This is a genomic window from Streptomyces sp. NPDC037203 (assembly GCF_055605065.1).
The window spans coordinates 251,162-272,053 of the sequence record NZ_JBVJUC010000008.1; the positions used below are offsets into that span (position 1 = coordinate 251,162).

9 protein-coding genes are annotated in these 20,892 nt (G+C 71.2%); 2 read left to right on the plus strand and 7 right to left on the minus strand.

Annotated elements, in window-relative coordinates; genetic code table 11:
• Positions 1 to 210: 210 nt before the first annotated feature.
• The gene (locus ACZ7EC_RS22870) at positions 211 to 4,692 is read right to left on the minus strand and encodes an RICIN domain-containing protein (protein ID WP_471065143.1); all 4,482 of its coding nucleotides are present in this window, start codon (positions 4,690 to 4,692) and stop codon (positions 211 to 213) included.
• Between the two features lie 671 nt (positions 4,693 to 5,363).
• On the opposite strand from ACZ7EC_RS22870, the gene ACZ7EC_RS22875 reads away from it, so the two are divergent.
• Complete coding sequence (locus ACZ7EC_RS22875; protein ID WP_471065144.1) at positions 5,364 to 7,598, plus strand: HelD family protein; 2,235 nt, start codon at positions 5,364 to 5,366, stop codon at positions 7,596 to 7,598.
• A 91-nt stretch (positions 7,599 to 7,689) separates the two neighbouring features.
• Here ACZ7EC_RS22875 and glgB read toward each other — a convergent pair whose 3' ends face one another.
• From glgB to ACZ7EC_RS22895, 4 genes are all read right to left on the minus strand, one after another.
• The gene (gene glgB / locus ACZ7EC_RS22880; RefSeq protein WP_471065146.1) at positions 7,690 to 9,900 is read right to left on the minus strand and encodes a 1,4-alpha-glucan branching enzyme; all 2,211 of its coding nucleotides are present in this window, start codon (positions 9,898 to 9,900) and stop codon (positions 7,690 to 7,692) included.
• 30 nt (positions 9,901 to 9,930) lie between these two features.
• Complete coding sequence (locus tag ACZ7EC_RS22885) at positions 9,931 to 11,301, minus strand: maltokinase N-terminal cap-like domain-containing protein (protein WP_471065149.1); 1,371 nt, start codon at positions 11,299 to 11,301, stop codon at positions 9,931 to 9,933.
• Positions 11,302 to 11,474: 173 nt separating this feature from the next.
• Complete coding sequence (gene treS / locus ACZ7EC_RS22890; RefSeq protein WP_471065150.1) at positions 11,475 to 13,172, minus strand: maltose alpha-D-glucosyltransferase; 1,698 nt, start codon at positions 13,170 to 13,172, stop codon at positions 11,475 to 11,477.
• Positions 13,169 to 15,397, minus strand: coding sequence for an alpha-1,4-glucan--maltose-1-phosphate maltosyltransferase (locus ACZ7EC_RS22895; protein ID WP_471065152.1), 2,229 nt, complete (start codon positions 15,395 to 15,397; stop codon positions 13,169 to 13,171). Before ACZ7EC_RS22895 ends, treS begins: the two co-directional genes overlap by 4 nt.
• Before the next feature lie 322 nt (positions 15,398 to 15,719).
• Here ACZ7EC_RS22895 and glgP point away from each other — a divergent pair, with 322 nt between their 5' ends.
• Positions 15,720 to 18,338 carry an alpha-glucan family phosphorylase gene (gene glgP / locus ACZ7EC_RS22900; protein ID WP_471065154.1) on the plus strand — a complete coding sequence of 873 codons (2,619 nt, stop codon included), beginning with the start codon at positions 15,720 to 15,722 and terminating at the stop codon, positions 18,336 to 18,338.
• 19 nt (positions 18,339 to 18,357) lie between these two features.
• Here the strand turns inward: glgP and ACZ7EC_RS22905 are convergent, their stop codons facing one another.
• Positions 18,358 to 18,879, minus strand: coding sequence for a DUF1990 family protein (locus ACZ7EC_RS22905; RefSeq protein ID WP_471065156.1), 522 nt, complete (start codon positions 18,877 to 18,879; stop codon positions 18,358 to 18,360).
• Between the two features lie 89 nt (positions 18,880 to 18,968).
• Positions 18,969 to 20,624: a M4 family metallopeptidase gene (locus ACZ7EC_RS22910; RefSeq protein WP_471065158.1), complete on the minus strand. Its 1,656-nt coding sequence runs from the start codon at positions 20,622 to 20,624 to the stop codon at positions 18,969 to 18,971.
• Positions 20,625 to 20,892: the final 268 nt, after the last annotated feature.

The following is a 20,892-nucleotide window of genomic DNA, read 5'->3' on the forward strand; positions in this document are numbered from 1 at the left end:
TCCCGGCAGACTCGGTCTGCGAGCTCATTCCCGGCGGGGATGTCCTCCTCCGAGGGGGACGGATGGCCGTGCGCCTCTGCCTCGGACCGGTTCTCGGGACCTCTGTGCTTCAACGGGGTATCTCCTGGCTTCCTCGCCGGCAGTCATCGCGTTGTATGTCCATACGCAAGAGGAGCGCCGGAAGCCTTTCCAGCGCCCTCTCTTTCCGCGTCACTCAGACTCGGGCAGCTGACCGTAGCGGGCGAAATGCCCACGCTCGAACGTGTCGAGCAAGTGCTCCAACATATAGTACGCTCCGGGTCCATCCGGGGTCGAATAGGTCACCGGAATGCCTTGCAGGAGCGGAGAGCACTTGTTCTCGCAGGGGCTGCGTTCGCTGTAGAGTTCCGAGATCTGGTTCCTGTTGAATCCCTTTTCCTCCAGCTTCTGTATGATCAATTCCTCCGAGTGGAGTCCCTTGGGGATATTTGCGAAGACGACGAAATCGTCCTTCGCGCCGGTAGCCGCGGCCCAACCCGGAACCCTTGCAACCGCGATGTTCCGGCCGAACTTGTACCTGAGTCCGCTGGCCACCCGAAACTTGTACGCGACCACGGCCAGTTCCGAACTGGCGTACGGAATCATGCCTTCGCACGCATTGTTCGCGGAGAGTGCCAACGCGGCTCTGCTGCGCTTCGTACACGTCTCGTACAGTTGCCTGAGGACCTTGGCGCCGATTCCTTCTTTTGCCAGCGGCGACAGACCGTCCAGGCTGCGCAGTGCCTTGTAGGCGTCGTCGAAGTCGATGCCGGTCCTGGCGGCGGCGTCGAGTGCCTTGACCGCCTTGGCGATGTCGTTGAGCGCGCCTCCCAGAGGGAAGTAGGTGGCGTAGGTCCAGGCGCAACCGCCGGCGCTGCCGTGGAGGCAGTCCATCATGTCGTCGGCGAAGAACGAGAACAGAACCGCCCCGGCCACGTCGCCGAAAAGGCTCTGCCATCCGGCGCGGACGATGTCCTTGCCGGAGAAGTGGTGCTGCCAGTTCTCGATCTTGACGTTCTTCAGTGTCGACCGCTGGAGGAACTGCCACGCCGGCTTCGGGCAGCCGTCGGCTGTGGCCTGTGCCGCGTCGTCGGTGCACAGATAGAAGTCGGCCTCGTAGTTGACGACCAGGTTGTACGCGGCGTCGCAGCCCGTCATGGCCGCTTGCGGCATCGGGGGACACTCCCCGATCTGCTGGGAGCTGACGATCTCGACGGTGGACTCGTCCGGAACGACGAACACACCGGGAATGCCGGTACCGGAGCCCTGTGTCGCTTCCTTGTTGGCCTGCTCCCGTTCGGTGCGGTCGGCCGCGTCCTGGGCGTCCCTGGCGTACTTGTCGGCGTCCTTGGCGGCCTGTTCGGCCTCGGTTGCGGCGGTGTCGGCACGGTCGGCGGCCGCGCGGGCGTCCTTGGCGTCCTGTTCGGCCTGGTCGGCGGCGGAACGGGCGGCGGCGTCGAGTTCGGCGGCGTCGGCGGAGGCGCGGGCGTCCTTGGCGTAGCCCTCGGCGCTGCCGGCTGCCTTGTCGGCGGCCGCGGCGTCGTCGGCGGCCTGTTTGTCGTAGGCGATGGTGCGGGTCAGGGACGCGGTCGCGGCCGATGCGGCCGTGGCGGCGTCGGCCGCGTAGCCGAGGGCCTCCTTGGCGTAGGTGCGGGCGTCGGCCGCGTACTTGGCGGCGCCGGCCGCGTGCTGGTAGGCCTCCCTGGCGTCGCCCTTGGCCTGCTCGGCGAGGTTCTCGGCCGCGTCCGCCTCGGCGGCGGCGTTCCTGGCGTGTGCGTCGGCGACGGCCCGCTGCTGGTCGGCGATGGACTTGGACGCCTGGCCGGTCAGGACCACCAGGCCGGCCGCCGAGTCGGTGTCGACGTAAGGCGAGCCGAGCTGGATGGCGTCGTTGGCCGGGGCGGCGACTTGCCCTGCAGCCTTGCCGGCGTCGACGGCCGCCTGCGCGGTGACGTGCGCGAACCCGGCGGCTTTCGCCGAGGCCGCGAGTGCCTTGCCCGCCTCGGCGTTCGCCTGGTCGGCCTGGTTCTTGGCGTCCTTGGCGTGTTGTTCGGCCTCGTCGGCAAGTTCGACGGCGGTCTTCGCCTCGGCGGCGGCGTCCTGGGAGGCCGCGATGGCGTCCGCGACCGCGCTGGTGGCGGTGCGGACCGCCGCGTCCGCGTTCAGCTTGTCCGCCTGGGCGCCGTCCGCGTCAGAGCGGGCCCGTTTGGCGGCCGCCTCCGCACGGGTCGCCGCGGCGTCGGCGTCGGCCGCCGCCTGAGTGGCCGCGTCCGCGTCCGCGCGGGCCTTCGCCGCCGCCGTCTCGGCTTCGGTCGCGGCCTTGTCCGCGTCGTCGGCCGCGGAGCGGGCCGCGTCGGCTGCGTCCCCGGAGTCGAGGGAGTCGGCGTAGGCGTCCTTGGCGTCGGCCTTGGCGCGGGCCGCGTCGGCCTTCTGCTCCGCGTCCCAGGCGTCGTCGCGCATGGCCCTGGCATGGTCACTGGCCTTGACCGCGTCGTCGCGCTTGCCCTGAGCGGTCTTCTCGGCGGCGTCCGCCTTGTCCTTGGCTGCCCCGGCCTTGGTCGCCTGCGCCTCGGCAGCCTGTCTGTACTGGGCGGCGTCGGCCCGTTTGACGGCGGCCGTCTCCTTCTCCGCCTTGGCGGTCTTCTCCTCGGCCTCCGCGGCCAGCCGCTTGGCGTGGGCGTCCGCGGCGGCCGCCTTCGCGTCCCCCTCGGCCTTCAGCGCGTCACCGAGCCTGGCCTCCGCGGTCTCCTTGTCCGCCTTGGCGTTGTCACGGTGCACCTTCGCCGCGTCCGCGGCCGCCTTGGCCTGCTCCTCGGCTGCCTTGGCGGCCTCCTTGCGGAACTCCGCCTTGACCTGCGCGGCCTGCGCCAGCGCGCGCTGTGCGATGGTTGCGCTGTCCCCGGCCGCGGCACGGGTGGCGGCCTGGGCCGTCTCACCGGCCTTCTCCATCGCCTGGAGCGCGGCCACCACGCCTCGGGTCACCTGCGCCTTCTGCTGCCCCACCAGCAGACCCCGGCCGCGCGGCGCGCCCTCGTCGTCGGCGATGCCGTACGCGGTCTGAAGGGCGGCATCCGAGATGCCGTCGGCGTGCCTCGCGGCGACCAACTGCCCCTTGAGCACGGCCAGTTTCGCACCGGCACCGTTGCGGGCCGCGGTGACACCGGCCGTCGCCTTGGTGAACTGCGCCTTGTCCGGGTACGACGGCTTGTCGGTGCCGTCGTGCGACTGTGCCACCACACGGATCTTCTGCGCGTCGGTGCCGTTGCACGTGTACAGCTGGCTGTCGTTGCCGTTGGTGAACGTGTGCAGGTCCAGGCACTTGTCGGTGGCGGCGTTGCGCAGCTCGCCGGCGGCGCGGACGTCGAGCTGCCACTGCTGGGCCGCGGTGCCGTTGCACGTCCACACCTGGATCTTCGTGCCGTTGGCGTCGGCGGCGCTTTTCACGTCGAGGCACTTCTGTGCCTTGGTGTTGTACAGGGCGTAGCCGCCGTCGTAGGAGCCCCAGAACTTCCACTGCTGGGCGGTACTGCCGTTGCAGGTGTAGATCTGCACCGGGGTGCCGTTGGCCGTCGCACCGCCCTGGACGTCCAGGCACTTGCCGTCGGCCGCCTGCACCTGCATGACCAGGGAGCCGTCGCCGATCCAGCCAATGCCGCCCGGCGACCAGTAGTCCTGCCAGCGCGTGAGATGGTCCGCGACCCAGGAGTGCCCGAGCATCTCGCTCAGCGCCTTCGCGCCCTGGGATAGGGCGTCGACCGCGGACTTGTCCGCGTCCAGGATCCGGTTGCGCTGGGCGGCCTGCGAGGAGACCTCCTGCTGCCACTCGTCCGCGGCGGTGGAGGAGACATCGCCCAGCACACCGTCCGGGTCGAGCGGGTCCCGCCAACCGCAGGCCGCGAAGCGGGACTTCACGTCCTCCACCGCGATGCGGTACTCCGGCGTCCCCGGCTGCGGAGCCGTATGCGGGAATCCGCCGGAGGACAGGAAGACCCGAGCGTCGTCGGCACCCGCGTTGGCGCCCGGAACGCCGTGCATCCACTGGAACGCGTCATGCTCGGCCCACGCCCGGTCCTGCTCCCGCGGGGTCATCCCGGACGTGTCCGGATCCTTGCCGTAGAGGGCGTTGCCGAGGTTGTCGACGGCCTTGAGGGTCGTGCCGCCGGCCTTGGGGGTCTCGTCCTCGTAGAAGTCGTCGTCGCTCTGCCAGAACCGGTCCGCGACCCACTTGCTCAGACCGGTCTGGTTGTAGAAGCTCTGGTCACCGCTGGGCGGCCAGTGGAAATCCGTTTCGGTGAATCCGGCCGGGGTGGTCAGGCCGTCGAGGGGCTTCTGCCAGCCGGCCCGCAGCGCGTCGAGATCGTCCAGCTGCTTGCCCGCCGCGTCCCGGTCGTTCTGGTAGGCGACGGCCAGTGGCGTCTGCTCCCACTTCTTGCGATCGGCGAGGATGTGTAGCTTGTCGGGGCGCTGATTGAGGCCGTCCTGCGCGGTCGCGGCCATCGACGGCCCGCCGAGCCGCAGCACGTCGGTCATCAGGCACTGGTCCTGCCGCAGCTGCTCGGCGGCGGTGTCCTGGTACCAGGGGTAGGAGTCGGCCGCCGGCTCGGCGGCCAGCCGGGCCAGACCCGGCTGTACGGCGATGCCGGCCACGACGGCCAGCGCGGCGACGGACGACATGCCCGCGGTCAGCTTTGCCGGTCTTCGCAATCCGGGCAGGCGGAACCAAGGTCTGGAGCGCAAAGGAGCGTCCCCCCTCTTCACTGTCGAACGGTCGGACCGGGAGTCCGCCGCACAACAGCAGCAGCCGGTCCGCGTGCGAGCAGAGCCCCGCTTTCCGCGGACGACGGTGTTCCCTCGGTCATCGAGCGATGTGCGTGCAACCACGGATTGGTCAAGATCCGGTAAGGCGCGGCGATACCTTACGCATACACGGATCGCGCAGTACAGAGCGTTATCCACTGGCCGCAGTGTGTTGGCTGGAATATGTTCGCGCTGGTCAGGGTCCTGGGTCGATGCCCCGATAGTGGCCTGACCATGGGGATTCTGTGTGTCTACTGTGTTGATTCCGTGTCGACGGGCGGCGGTTCCAGAAGTATCGGCCGCCCGGAGACGGCTCGTTTTCGACCTCGTCGTCGCGGTCGGCGCTCGCGGGGCGGGTCCCGCCGGGTCGGGTCGTGCCGGAGTCGTCGCGCGCACGAGAAATCCCCCGGACAATTGCGTCCGGGGGATTTCTGCGGGTATATTCAATGGTTCGCGACTTCATGTTCATGCGGTCACGAAAAGCTTTGTGGGCACAGTATATCCGGGCGGGAGTGGAATTGTCAAACGCCGAATTTCCAGACGATGAATTGCGCCGCGAGCAGGAATTCATCGACGGACTGTACGCGCGCGTCGACGTGCTGCGCGGTGACGCCGAGGCCGCGGTCGGGGACGCGCTCGGGCAGGGTGACAAGCCCATGCAGGCCCGGCTGGAGCGGGACATCCTGGTCGCGGAGCGGTCGGGGCTGCTCGCCGCGCTGAACGCCGTCGACGGCTCGCTCTGCTTCGGGCGGATCGATCTCGCGAGCGGTACGACCCACCACATCGGCCGGATCGGGCTGCGCGCGGACGACACCGAGCGCACGCCGGTGCTGATCGACTGGCGCGCCGCTGTCGCCCGGCCGTTCTACCTGGCCACCGGGCACACCCCGATGGGGCTGCGGCGGCGCCGGCACATCGCCACCGAGGGCCGTACCGTCACCCGGCTGCACGACGAGATCCTGGACCTCGGCGACGCCACCCGCACCGGGCACGAGGACCACAACGGCGACGCCGTGCTGCTGGCCGCGCTGAACTCGGCGCGCACCGGCCGGATGGGCGACATCGTGCGCACCATCCAGGCCGACCAGGACCGGATCATCCGGGCGCCGCACCAGGGCGTGCTGGTCGTGGAGGGCGGCCCCGGCACCGGCAAGACCGCGGTGGCCCTGCACCGGGCGGCGTACCTCCTGTACGAGCACCGGGAGCTGCTGGCCCGCCGTGCCGTGCTGATCGTCGGCCCCAACCCGGCCTTCCTCGGCTACATCGGCGAGGTGCTGCCCTCCCTCGGCGAGACCGGCGTCCTGCTGGCCACCGTCGGCGAGCTGTTCCCCGGCGTGAAGGCGACGGCCACCGACACCCCCGAGGCGGCCGCGGTCAAGGGGCGCGCCGACATGGCGGACGTGCTCGCGGAGGTGGTCCGCGACCGGCAGGCGCTGCCCGATCCGGTCCTCGTGATCGAGCACGACCGCGAGGTGCTGATGCTGGACGACGGCCTGGTGGGCGTCGCCCGCGAACGCACCCGCGCCGCGAAGCTGCCGCACAACGCGGCCCGCGAGTACTTCGAGGGCCACATCCTCAACACGCTCACCGAGCTGTACGCGGAGCGGGTCGGCACCGACCCCTATGACGGGAGCAGTCTGCTCGACGCCTCCGACATCACCCAGATCCGCGACGAGCTGGCCGAGAACCCCGAAGTCTGGTCCGCGATCGACCAGTTGTGGCCCCGGATCACCCCGCAGCGGCTGGTCGCCGACTTCCTGGCCGAGCCCGAGGGGTACCTGAGCGACGCGGACGCCGCCGCGATCCGCCGCCCGGTGACCCGCGCCTGGACCGTCGCCGACGTGCCGCTCCTGGACGAGGCCGCCGAACTCCTCGGCGAGGACGACCGGTCGGCCCGGCTGCGCGCCGATCGCGAACGCGAGACGCAGATCGCGTACGCGCAGGGCGTGCTGGACGTGTCGTACGCGTCGCGGACGTACGAGTTCGAGGACAAGGAGGACGGCGACCCGGACGCCTCCGAGGTGCTGTCCGCGCACGACATCATCGACGCCGAGCGGTTCGCCGAGCGGCAGGAGGAGGCGGACCACCGCAGCGCGGCGGAGCGGGCGGCGGCCGACCGGACCTGGGCGTTCGGGCACATCATCGTGGACGAGGCGCAGGAGCTGTCGCCGATGGCGTGGCGGCTGCTGATGCGGCGCTGCCCGACCCGCTCCATGACCTTGGTCGGCGACCCCGCGCAGACCGCGGAGGCGGCCGGGGTCGGCTCCTGGGCCGAGATCCTCGCGCCGTATGTCGGGGACCGGTACGAGCACACGCGCCTCGGCGTCAACTACCGCACCCCGTCCGAGATCATGGACCTCGCCGCGGCCGTGGTCCGCGCCGAGCACCCGGACTTCCGGCCGCCCAGCTCGGTGCGCTCCACCGGGGTACGGCCCCGCGTGCGGCGGGAGGACGACGACCTGCCCGGCGCGGTGGCCAAGGCCGCCGCCGAACTCGCCCCCGTCGAAGGGAGGCTGGCGGTCATCGCGCCCCGCCGGCTGCACCGCGCGATCGCCGCCCGCCTGGACGGCGTCACCGCCGGCGCCGAACCGGACCTGACCCGGCCGGTCGTCCTCCTCGACCCCCGCCAGTCCAAGGGCCTGGAGTTCGACTCGGTGCTGGTGGTCGAACCGGCCGAGTACGGCACCAGCGACCTCTACGTCGCCCTGACCCGAGCCACCCAGCGCCTGGGCGTCCTGCACACCGGGAACCTGCCCGCGGCCCTGGCGCGGCAGGAGGCGTAGGGCGCACCTGCCGCGCGGGCCCCGGAGAAACCCCCCTTCTCCGGGGCCCGCGCATCCCCCCCCGTGATCCCGGCCGCTCGGCGCCGGATCCCTAGGCCGGTCGCAGCCACACCGTGGCCAGCGGCGGCAGGGTCAGGCGGAGGGCGGCCGGGTGGCCGTGGGCGCCTCGGGGCTCCGGTTTCAGGGGGTCCGGGTGGGTGACGCCGCTGCCGCCGTAGGCGGAGGAGTCCGTGTTCAGGATCTCCGTCCAGGCGGGCACGGAGTCCGGGACGCCGACGAGGTAGTCGGGGCGGACGACGGGGGAGAAATGGCAGACGGCGAGGAGCGGGGAGCCGGCGGCGTCCCGGCGCAGGAACGCGAGGACGTTGTCGGCCGCCGCGTCACCGGCGATCCACTCGAAGCCCGAGGGATCGGTGTCGCGCTGCCACAGGGCTGGAGTGTCCCGGTACCGGGCGTTCAGATCGCGGACCAGATCGCGCACGCCCCGGTGGTCGGGGGCGGCGGGGTACGACGGGTCGAGCAGCCACCAGTCGGGACCGGCGGCCTCGGACCACTCCGCTCCCTGGGCGAACTCCTGCCCCATGAAAAGGAGTTGCTTGCCGGGGTGCGCCCACATGAAGGCCAGGTAGGCGCGCAGGTCGGCGCGCTGCCGCCACCAGTCGCCCGGCATCTTGGACACCAGGGACCCCTTGCCGTGCACCACCTCGTCGTGGGATATCGGCAGGACGTAGTTCTCGCTGTACGCGTACACCATGGAGAAGGTCATCTCGCCGTGGTGGTACGCACGGTGCACGGGGTCGTGCGCCATGTACTGGAGCGAGTCGTGCATCCAGCCCATGTTCCACTTCAGGCCGAAGCCCAGCCCGCCGAACCCGCTCGGGCCCTGTACATGGGTCGGCCGGGTCACCCCGTCCCAGGCGGTGGACTCCTCGGCGATGGTCACCACGCCGGGACAGCGCCGGTAGACCGTGGCGTTCATCTCCTGGAGGAAGGCCACCGCGTCCAGGTTCTCCCGGCCGCCGCGCTCGTTCGGCCGCCAGCCACCCGGCTCGCGCGAGTAGTCGAGGTAGAGCATGGAGGCCACCGCGTCCACCCGCAGCCCGTCCACATGGAACTCCTCGCACCAGTACAGGGCGTTCGCCACGAGGAAGTTGCGCACCTCGCGCCGGCCGAGGTCGAACTCCAGTGTGCCCCAGTCCGGATGCGCGGCCCGCTGCGGATCGGGGTGCTCGTACAGCGGCCGCCCGTCGAACTCGGCCAGCGCCCACGCGTCCCGCGGGAAATGGGCCGGTACCCAGTCCATCAGCACCCCGATACCGGCCTGGTGCAGCCGGTCCACCAGGTACTTGAAGTCGTCCGGGGCGCCCAGCCGGGCCGTCGGCGCGTAGAAGCCGGTGACCTGGTACCCCCAGGAGCCGCCGAAGGGGTGTTCCGCGACCGGCATCAGCTCCACATGCGTGAAGCCCATCTCCGAGACGTACGCGGTGAGTTGGTCGGCCAGTTCGCGGTACGTCGAGCCGGGGCGCCAGGAGGGGAGGTGGACCTCGTACACCGAGAACGGCGCCTCGTGCACCGGGGTGTCCCCCCGGTGCGCCATCCACCGCGCGTCGCCCCACTCGTAGTGCGAGGCGTGCACGATCGACGACGTGGCGGGCGGCACCTCGGTGCGGCGGGCCAGCGGGTCGGCGCGCAGGGTGCGCGAGCCGTCCGGGCGGGTGATCTCGAACTTGTACAGCTCGCCCTCGCCGATCCCCGGCACGAACAACTCCCAGACCCCCGAGGAGCCCAGCGACCGCATCGGAAACCCGGTGCCGTCCCAGAAGCCGAAGCTCCCCGCGACCCGCACCCCCCGCGCGTTCGGCGCCCAGACCGCGAACCGGGTCCCGCGCACCCCCTGGTGGGTCAGGACGTGTGCGCCGAGCGCCCGCCACAGCTCCTCGTGCCGGCCCTCGCCGATCAGATGCAGGTCCAGTTCGCCGAGGGTGGGCAGGAAGCGGTAGGCGTCCGCCGTCTCGTGGACCGCGTCGCCGTACACCACCCGCAGCCGGCTCTCCTCCGGTGCGGCAGCCGGCGGGAGCAGCCCCGAGAAGAAGCCGTCGCCGTCGTCGCGCAGCGCGGTGTGCGACGTGCCGCAGACGACGGTGACCGAGCGGGCGCCCGGTCGCAGCACGCGGTAGGCGAGCCCGCCCGGCACCGGGTGGGCGCCCAGCACGGAGTGCGGGTCGTGGTGGGTGCCGGCCAGCAGCCGTGCGCGGTCCTCGGCTCCCACGGCGGGATCGGACAGGTGCTTCTTCGACGTCACGAGCGAGTCTCCCCTGGGGCGAGAACCGGGTCAGTGAGGGTCGGACACGGCGAGGCGGCGGACCGCCGACAGCGGTACGGACAGCCAGTCGGGGCGGTGGCGGGCCTCGTACACCACCTCGTAGACGGCCTTGTCGGTCTCGAAGGCGCGCAGGAGCACCGGATCGGTGCGCGGATCGCGGCCGGACACCTCCGCGTACCCGGAGCAGTAGGCCGCCCGGCAGTCGTGCGCCCACCGGGGTGGGGCCGAACTCGCCGAGCAGGCCGCGTAGTCGAAGGAGCGGAGCATCCCCGCGATGTCCCGCGCCGTCGGTTGCGGCATCCGCCGCTCGGCGGGGGGCCGGGCCGGTTCCCCCTCGAAGTCGATCAGCGACCAGTCGCCGGACGGCGCGCGCAGGCACTGCCCGAGGTGGAGGTCGCCGTGGATGCGCTGCGCGGTCCAGGTGCGGCCGTCGGCGGCCAGCTCGCCGAGCGCGGTGTACGCCGACCGCAGCCCCGGCTCGTACGGCAGCAGCGCCGGTACGGCCTGTACCGCCGCCGCGAGGCGCTCGGTCATCCCGTCGACCAGCGGCCCGAGTTGGGCCGGGCCGAGGGTGACCGTCGGCAGGGCGCGGGCCAGCGCGGTGTGCACCTCGGCCGTGGCCCGGCCCAGCGCCCGCGCCTCGGCGGTGAAGTCCTCGCCCTTGGCCAGCTCGCGCAGCGCCAGCTCCCAGCCGTCGGCGGCACCGCTCACGAAAGGCTGCAACACCGCGAGGACGTACGGCTGTTCGTCCAGCTCGGCACGGAGCCACGCGGTCGGCGCGGGCACCCGCGGGCAGCCCTCGCGGGCGAGCGCGAGCGGCAGCTCCAGATCGGGGTTGACACCGGGGACGACCCGGCGGAACAGCTTGAGAATAAACGTATCTCCATAGACCACCGAGGAGTTGGACTGCTCGGCGGCCAGCGGCCGGGCCACCAGCTGGGGCCGGATCTCCCGGCACGGGTCCCGCTCGAAGCGCAGCCCGCCGACGCGGGCTCCGGTGCGCAGGGCTTCCAGGAGCACTTCGGCGGGCCGGCGGTCGTACAGGGCATCGTACACCGTGCGTCCGGCGAGCGGGCCCTGGTCCACATGGCCGATCAGCGCGGGCGCCAGCCGGGGTGGCAGCGCCTCGCGCGTGCCTATGAGGAGCTGGTAGCAGTCGCCGGGGTGCGAGGTCTCCGGTGGCTGGTGGACGCGCAGGAGCACGTGGTACAGGCCCAACGGGCCGTCTTCCGGCAGGAGTTCGGTCACGGCCACGGGGGTGAACCCGGTGACCGGCCGGCCCTTGCCCGCGAACCAGCGCTGCCGGGGCAGCCAGGCGCGCAGCAGCGGGGCCAGTGAATCGAGGGTGGTGCTCGCCGAAGGGGTGACCGCTTCCGTCACGGGCGTCACGTCCTTTCCCCGGATCTGGTCGGGGTGTCACTGATGGGTGCCCCGACCGGGACGGTGGAAACCCACCGCCCCGCCGGGCAGCGCCCCGAAGGGGCGCGGGGAACCGCGCGACCGGCCACGACGGCCGCGCGGACGAACGACGGCCTGTCGCGGTCCGGCGGGCGCTACGCGTCCGCGCGCAGCCGGAACCAGTAGAAGCCGTGTCCCGCCAGGGTCAGCAGATACGGCAGGTCGCCCACCGCGGGGAAGCGCACCCCGCCGAACAGTTCCACCGGGTGCCGTCCGCCGAACCGGCTCAGGTCCAGCTCGGTGGGCTGGGCGAAGCGGGAGAAGTTGTGCACGCACAGCACCAGGTCGTCCTCGTACTCGCGCAGGAAGGCGAGTACCGCCGGGTTGGAGGACTGGAGTTCGTCGTACGAGCCGAGTCCGAAGGCGGGGTTCTGCTTGCGGATCTCGATCATGCGCCGGGTCCAGTGCAGCAGCGAGGACGGCGAGGACATGGCCGCTTCCACGTTGGTGACCTGGTAGCCGTAGACCGGGTCCATGATCGTGGGCAGGAAGAGGCGTCCCGGATCGCTGGAGGAGAAGCCGGCGTTGCGGTCCGGCGTCCACTGCATGGGGGTGCGGACGGCGTCGCGGTCGCCGAGCCAGATGTTGTCGCCCATGCCGATCTCGTCGCCGTAGTAGAGGATCGGCGAGCCGGGCAGGGAGAGCAGCAGGGCGGTGAACAGCTCGATCTGGTTGCGGTCGTTGTCGAGGAGCGGGGCGAGGCGGCGGCGGATGCCGATGTTGGCGCGCATGCGGGGGTCTTTCGCGTACTCGGCCCACATGTAGTCGCGTTCCTCGTCGGTGACCATCTCCAGGGTCAGCTCGTCGTGGTTGCGCAGGAAGATGCCCCACTGGCAACCCGAGGGAATCGCGGGCGTCTTGGCGAGGATCTCCGAGACGGGGTGGCGCGATTCCCGCCGTACGGCCATGAAGATGCGCGGCATGACGGGGAAATGGAACGCCATGTGGCACTCGTCGCCGCCGCTCGGGAAGTCCCCGAAGTAGTCGACCACGTCCTCCGGCCACTGGTTGGCCTCGGCCAGCAGCACCGTGTCCGGGTACTGGGTGTCGATCTCCTTGCGGACCCGCTTCAGGAACTGGTGGGTCGCGGGCAGGTTCTCGCAGTTGGTGCCCTCGCTCTGGTACAGGTACGGCACCGCGTCCAGCCGGAACCCGTCGATGCCGAGGTCCAGCCAGAACTTCAGCGCGGAGATCATCTCCTCCTGCACCGCCGGGTTCTCGTAGTTGAGGTCCGGCTGGTGGGAGAAGAAGCGGTGCCAGTAGTACTGCTTGCGTACCGGGTCGTACGTCCAGTTGGACGCCTCGGTGTCGACGAAGATGATGCGGGCGTCCTGGTACTGCTTGTCGTCGTCGGCCCAGACGTAGTAGTCGCCGTAGGGGCCGTCGGGGTCCTTGCGGGACTCCTGGAACCACGGGTGCTGGTCGCTGGTGTGGTTCATGACGAAGTCGATGATCACGCGCATACCGCGCTGGTGGGCGGCGTCCACGAACTCCACGAAGTCGGCGAGGTCGCCGAACTCCGGCAGCACGGCGGTGTAGTCCGAGACGTCGTAACCGCCGTCTCTCAGCGGCGACTTGAAGAACGGCGGCAGCCACAGGCAGTCCACGCCGAGCCACTGGAGGTAGTCGAGCTTGGCGGTCAGGCCCTTGAGGTCACCGACGCCGTCGCCGTTGCTGTCCTGGAAGGAGCGGACCAGGACCTCGTAGAAGACGGCACGCTTGAACCAGTCCGGGTCCCGGTCCCGAGCGGGAGTGTCCGCGAAGGTGTCCGGGACGGGCTCGTTGACGATCATATGGTGGGTGACCCTCCGATCTGCGGGTTGGACGGTCGCAGGACGGTGAGGACGTGCGCGGGGCGCCGGCCCGGTTCGAGGCGCACGTAGTTGGCCCTGCCCCAGTGGTAGGTCTCGCCGGTCAGCTCGTCGCGTACCGGCACCGACTCGTGCCAGTCCAGGCCGAGTTGCGGCATGTCCAACGAGACCGTGGCCTCCTGGGTGTGGTGCGGGTCGAGGTTGGCGACGACCAGAACCGTGTTCGATCCGGCACGCTTGGAGTAGACGATCACCGCGTCCTTGTCGGCGTGGTGGAAGTGCAGGTCACGCAGCTGCCGCAGGGCGGGACTGCGCCTCCTGACCGCGTTGAGGCGGGTGATGAGCGGTGCGATGGTGCGGCCTTCGCGTGCGGCCGATTCCCAGTCGCGTTGCCTGAGTTGGTACTTCTCGGAGTCGCGGTACTCCTCGCCGCCCTCCCGCAGCGGGGTGTTCTCGCACAGCTCGTAGCCGCTGTAGATGCCCCAGGAGGGGGAGAGGGTCGCGGCCAGCACGGCCCGGACCTCGAAGGCGGGGCGACCGCCGTGCTGGAGGTGGCCGGGCAGGATGTCCGGGGTGTTGGCGAAGAAGTTGGGCCGCATGTAGGCCGCGGCCTCGCCGGTCAACTCCGTCAGGTACTCGGTGAGTTCCTGCTTCGTCTCACGCCAGGTGAAGTAGGTGTAGGACTGCTGGAAGCCGATCTGCGCCAGGGTGTGCATCATCGCCGGGCGGGTGAAGGCCTCCGCCAGGAAGATCACGTCCGGGTCCTTGCGGTTGATCTCGGCGATGACCCGCTCCCAGAAGACCACCGGCTTGGTGTGCGGGTTGTCCACCCGGAAGATCCGCACCCCGTGCTCCATCCAGTGCCGCAGCACCCGGACCGTCTCCGCGATCAGGCCGTCCATGTCCGTGTCGAAGGCGATCGGGTAGATGTCCTGGTACTTCTTCGGCGGGTTCTCGGCATAGGCGATCGTCCCGTCGGGGCGGTGGTGGAACCACTCCGGGTGCTTGTGCACCCAGGGGTGGTCGGGGGAGCACTGGAGGGCGAAGTCCAGGGCGACCTCCAGGCCCAACCCCCTTGCCTCGGCGACGAAGTGGTCGAAGTCCTCGATGGTGCCGAGGTCCGGGTGGATCGCGTCGTGCCCGCCCTCCGGGGAGCCGATCGCCCACGGCACCCCCACATCGTCCGGACCCGCGGTGAGGGAGTTGTTTGGGCCCTTGCGGAAGGTCCGGCCGATCGGGTGAATGGGCGGCAGGTAGACGACGTCGAAGCCCATCTCCGCGATCGGCTTCAGCCGCCGCGCCGCGGTACGGAACGTGCCGTGCGGCCGCTCGGCCGTGCCCTCGCTGCGCGGGAAGAACTCGTACCAGGAGCCGTACAGCGCCCGCTCCCGCTCCACGAGCAGCGGCATCGGATCGGACGCGGTCACCAACTCCCGCAGCGGATAACGCTCCAGGACCTCCCGCACGGGGGGCCGCAGCGCCTGGGCGAGCCGCCAGGCCGCCGGGCGTTCCTCGTCCCGCAGGACGGCCGCCGCGTCCAGGAGCTTGCGCCGGTGCGTCCGCGGGACCCCGGCGGCGGCACGCTCGTACAGCTGGGCGCCCTCCTCCAGCACCAGTTCCGTGTCCTGGCCGGCGGGGATCTTGATCCCGGCGTGGTGCCGCCAGGTGGTGAGCGGATCGGCCCACGCCTCGACCGTATACGTCCAGCGGCCGGGCGCCCCGGCCGTGACGGTGGCGCCCCAGCGGTCGGTGCCCGGCGCCAGTTCCCGCATCGGCGTCCAGGGTCCCCGCCGGCCCCGCGGATCGCGCAGCACCACATTGGCCGCCACCGCGTCGTGCCCCTCGCGGAACACCGTGGCCGAGACCTCGAACGACTCCCCGGTCACCGCCTTGGCGGGCCGGCGCCCGTGCTGGACCACCGGGCGTACGTCCAGGACCGGGATCCGGCCGACGGCGGTGGCGTGCCTCGATGGCGCCCCGGCGGGCGACTTGGCGCGTTTGCGCGCCTCCGCCTTCTTCGCCGCCGCCTTCTTCGCCGCCGGCTTACCGGCCGGCGCGGGCGCGCCCTCGGAGGGTGGCGCGGCGCCCGGCGGGGACGACGACGAGGTGCGCGCGGCGGCCGACGAGCCGCGGGCGGCGGCCGGCGGGGTGCGTGTGGCGCCTGACGGTGTGTGCGCTGCGGCTGACGAGTGGTGCGTGGCGGGCATGACCGCTCCTGTCCGCGTCAACGTGGGATGACCAGGGGAGGTGGGTCCTGCGGGCGGTGCTGGGGGGTGCGTGTGGGGTGGGTACCGGTGGAGCCTTCCCATCCTCTTCGGGTGGGCAATCCGGAACTTTGTTAACTACTCGCGCGTATGTCCACCCACCAGACCGGCCCACTTGTACGGATGCCCCGGCCCCGCCTCCCCACGCCCCGACACCCTTGCCGGTACGTCCCCACCGACGCCCCGGTAACCACTACCGTCGAAGGGACGACGAGACGCACAGCGCCGTGCGTCTCACCCCGAAACGCGCCCGCCGAGGTGGCATGTGAAGGCGATCCGTCGGTTCACCGTCCGTCCCGTTCTCCCCGAACCCCTCCGGCCGCTGAGCGAGCTGGCGCACAATCTGCGCTGGTCGTGGCATGCGGAGACGCGCGATCTGTTCCAGTCCGCCGACCCGGAGGCATGGGCCGCCGCCGGGTGCGACCCGGTGCGGCTGCTGGGCCGGGTGCGGCCCGCGAGACTCGCCGAACTCGCCGGGGACCGGCGGTTCCGGCGCCGTCTGAACGCGGTCGCCGATGATCTGGACGACTATCTGACCGGTGACCGCTGGTACCAGGCGCAGCCCGAGGGACTGCCCCGTGCCGTGGCCTATTTCTCCCCCGAGTTCGGCATCACGGCCGCCCTGCCGCAGTACTCCGGGGGGCTCGGCATCCTCGCGGGCGACCATCTGAAGGCGGCCAGCGATCTCGGCGTGCCCCTCGTCGGGGTCGGGCTGCTGTACCGGCACGGCTATTTCCGGCAGACCCTCTCCCGCGACGGCTGGCAGCAGGAGCACTACCCGGTGCTCGACCCCAACGAGCTGCCCCTCACCCAGTTGGCGGAGGCCGACGGAGCGCCCGTCCGCGTCTGCCTCGCGCTGCCCGGCGGCCGGGTCCTGAACGCGCGGATCTGGCTGGCGCAGGTCGGCCGGGTGCCGCTGCTGCTGCTCGACTCGGACGTGGAGGAGAACGACCCCGGCGCCCGCTCCGTCACCGACCGGCTCTACGGCGGCGGCAGCGAGCACCGGCTGCTCCAGGAGATGCTGCTCGGCATAGGGGGTGTCCGGGCGGTGCGCGCGTACTGCCGGCTCACCGGGCACCCCGAGCCGGAGGTCTTCCACACCAACGAGGGGCACGCCGGCTTCCTCGGCCTGGAGCGGATCGCCGAACTGAGCGCGCGGGGCCTGGACTTCGGCGCCGCGCTCGAATCGGTGCGCGCGGGCACGGTGTTCACCACCCACACCCCGGTCCCGGCCGGCATCGACCGCTTCGAACGCGACCTGATCGCCCGGCACTTCGGCCCGGACGCCGAGCTGCCCGGCATCGAGACGTCCCGTGTCCTCGGGCTCGGCATGGAGACCTATCCGGGCGGCGAGCCGAACCTGTTCAACATGGCCGTGATGGGGCTCAGGCTGGCCCAGCGCGCCAACGGGGTCTCGCTGCTGCACGGACAGGTCAGCCGGGAGATGTTCGCCGGGCTGTGGCCGGGATTCGACCCCGAGGAGGTGCCGATCACCTCCGTGACCAACGGGGTGCACGCCCCCACCTGGGTGGCGCCGGAGGTACTGCGCCTCGGTGCCCGGAAGATCGGCGCCCAGCGCGCGGAGGACGCGCTCGCCGTCGGCGGCTCCGAGCGCTGGGACTCGGTGGCGGACATCCCGGACCAGGAGATCTGGGAGCTGCGCCGCACCCTGCGCGAACAGCTGGTGCTGGAGGTGCGCGAGCGGCTCGGTGCGTCCTGGCGCCAAAGGGGCGCGGTGGACGCCGAGTTGGGCTGGATCGACGGGGTGCTCGACCCGGACGTCCTCACCATCGGGTTCGCGCGGCGCGTGCCGTCGTACAAGCGGCTGACGCTGATGCTGCGCGACCGGGACCGGCTGCGGGAGCTGCTGCTGCACCCCGAGCGGCCGGTGCAGATCGTGGTGGCGGGCAAGGCGCACCCGGCCGACGACAGCGGCAAGCGGCTGGTGCAGGAGCTGGTCCGGTTCGCGGACGACGTCCGGGTGCGGCACCGGATCGTCTTCCTGCCCGACTACGGCATGGCGATGGCGCAGAAGCTCTACCCCGGCTGCGACGTGTGGCTGAACAACCCGCTGCGCCCGCTGGAGGCGTGCGGCACCTCCGGGATGAAGGCGGCGCTGAACGGCTGCCTCAACCTCTCGGTGCGTGACGGCTGGTGGGACGAGTGGTTCCGGCCGGACTTCGGCTGGGCCATCCCGACCGCGGACGGCGCCGGCACGGACGCCGAGCGGCGCGACGACATCGAGGCGGCGGCGCTGTACGACCTGCTGGAGCAGCGGATCGCGCCGCGCTTCTACGAGCGCGGCCGGGGCGGGCTGCCCGACCGCTGGATCCAGATGGTCCGCCAGACCCTCACCCTGCTCGGGCCCAAGGTGCTGGCGGGCCGCATGGTCCGCGAGTACGTCGAACGGCTCTACGCCCCGGCCGCCCGCTCCCACCGCGCGCTCACCCCGGACACCGCGCGGGAGATGGCCGGGTGGAAGGCGCGGGTGCGGGACGCCTGGCACGCGGTGAGCGTCGACCACGTGGAGACGACCGAGACGGCCGCCACGGCGGAACTGGGTACGACGATCGGGCTGCGGGTGCGCGTCGGGCTGGGCGCGCTGACCCCGGACGACGTCGAGGTGCAGGCGGTCTCCGGACGGGTCGACGGCCGGGACCGCATCACCGACGCCACCGTCGTCCCCCTCAAGCCGGTCGGCACCCCCGACCTGGAGGGCCGCCGCCTCTACGAGGGCCACCTCTCCCTCGACCGCATCGGCCCCTACGGCTGCACGGTCCGCATCCTCCCGGCCCACCGCCTCCTCGCCTCCCCGGCCGAACTGGGCGTGCTCGCCCTGCCGTCGGAGGACACGGGGGAGGGGGCGGGGGTGCTGCTGCGCTGAGACCCGGCGGGAGGGACGGTCAGCCGGGTTCCACCGCGGCGCACAGCCTCCTCAGGACCGCTCCGCAGCGGCGGGCGTAGGCGTGCTGGAAGCCGCGGGTCGCCGGGCCGGCGGCCTTGGCGTACCACTTGGCCGGTTTGCTGAAGGCGGCGACGGTGAGCCAGACCGTGCCGTCGCCGGTGCGGTCGACCAGGAAGGCCTCCTCGCCGCATTCGGGGTGGCTCTCCAGGGTGCCGTAGGCCCAGCCCGCGCGGCGGGGTTCCTCCGCGGTCCATATGATCCGGCAGGGCGCCCTGACCAGGCCGGCCAGCGTGACCGTGACGTCCACGCCGGGGGCCGCGCGGTCGGCGGTGGCGTCTATGCCCACGCCGAGCGCGCGGTGCATCTCCCAGGTGAGGACCGCCTCGGCGGCCCGGCTGAAGACCTCCTCGCCCTCGCCGAGGCGGGCGCGCACCAGCATCGGGCGGAAGCCGGGCGGGCAGAAGGTCAGGTCGTCGCGGGTCGCTCCGACCGGTTCGTACGTGAAGGGTGCCGAGGACATGGGGCCCAAGAGTAGGGCGGCACCCGGAGGAGATCCGCTCCGGGTGCCGCCCTCTTCACAACCCTGCCCTCGTCACCGCCGCACGGGGGTCAGTTGACGTTGACCGCCGACCAGGCCGCCGCCACCGCCTTGTACTCGGCGCTGGAGGAGCCGTACAGGGCGGACGCCGCGGACAGCGTGCCCGCGCGGGCCGACTTGTAGTTGGTGGTCGACGTGAAGTACGTCGTCAGCGCCTTGTACCAGATCTGCAGCGCCTTGTCCCGGCCGATGCCGGTGACCGCGGAGCCGTTGTACGTCGGGGAGTTGTACGACACCCCGTTGATCGTCTTCGCGCCGCTGCCCTCGGACAGCAGGTAGAAGAAGTGGTTGGCGACGCCGGACGAGTAGTGGACGTCCAGGTTGCCGACGGAGGAGGACCAGTAGTCCGCCGAGCCGCCGTCCTTGCTGGGCTTGTCCATGTAGCGCAGCGGGGTGCCGTCGCCGTTGATGTCGATCTTCTCGCCGATGAGGTAGTCGCCCTTGTCGGACGCGTTGTTCGCGAAGAACTCCACACCGGTGCCGAAGATGTCCGAGGTGGCCTCGTTCAGACCGCCGGACTCGCCGCTGTAGTTCAGGCCCGCGGTGTTGGAGGTGACACCGTGGCTCATCTCGTGGCCGGCCACGTCCAGCGCGGTGAGCGGGTGGTTGTTGCCCTCGCCGTCGCCGTACGTCATGCAGAAGCAGCTGTCGTCCCAGAACGCGTTCACGTACGAGCTGCCGTAGTGCACGCGGGAGTACGCGCCGACACCGTTGTTCTTGATGCCGCTGCGCCCGAACGTGCTCTTGTAGAAGTCCCAGGTCTCCTGCGCGCCGTAGGCGGCGTCCGCGGCGGCCGTCTGGTCCGTCGTGGAGCTGGAGGCCGTGCCGGTGCCCCAGACGTTGTCCGCGTCGGTGAACAGCGTGCCCTTGCCGGACGTCTTGTGCGCCAGGTTGTAGGTGCTGTGGCCGCCGCGGGTGGCGTCGGTGAGCTGGTACGACGACCCGGACTGGGTGGTGCTCAGGCTCACGGAGCCCGAGTAAAGGGTCTTGCCGGTGCCGGTCGCGTTCTCGATGCCCTGGTACTCGAACAGCTTCTTGCCGGTGGCGGCGTCGGTGATGACGTGCAGCTGGTTCGGGGTGCCGTCGTCCTGGAGGCCGCCGACGATCGTCTCGTAGGCGAGGACGGGGGTGCCGGAGCCGGCCCAGATCACCTTGCGGGCGCCGTCCGCGGTGGACTTGGCCGAGCCGAGGGCCTTGGCGGCGGACACGGCCTGCTTCTCGGCCTTGGCCGGGGTGAGCTTCGGCGTGAGCGAGGCGACCTTGATGGCGGCCTTGGTCGCCTTGGTGACGCCCTCGGTCTTGCCGGACTTGGCGGTGTGCACGACCAGGTCGCCGCCGAGGACCGGCAGGCCCGCGTAGGTGCGCTCGTAGCGGGTGTGGACCGTGCCGTCGACGTCCTTGACGACGTCCTTGACGACCAGCTTCTCCTTGGCGCCGAGGCCTATCCGCTGAGCCGTCTCGGGCGCGTCGGCCTGCGCCTGCTTGATCAGCGAGGTGTGGGCGGCGGTGGAGAGCGCGGCGGGCGCGGCGGCCAGCGGCTTGGCGGCGGCCGGGGTCTGGGCGGCCGAGGCGCTGGTGGCCAGGGAGGCGGAGACGAGAGCTCCGGCGGCGACGGCGGTGGCGATGGCCAGGCTGGTGCGCTTGTGACGCGCGTAGAGGGGGCTCACGCAAGCTCCTTCTTCGTGGGGGAGGGCCGGTCAGCGTGGGGTTACTGGCCGGGTATTTCGCTGTGAAGCTGCTGTGCTGCTTGCGGCGTGGAGAGAGAGTGACATCAAGGGCGCGTACATGTCAGGACCCTGAAGTGATGTTGGCTGAAAACTGATCGACCGGGAAATATTGCAGTGGTGTGAACAAGTGGCGCTCAAGGGGGTGGCGCGCCTCAACGGCCTTGATTTCTCGGTCCGTTGAGATGCGGTTTACGGGAACGCCGTATTC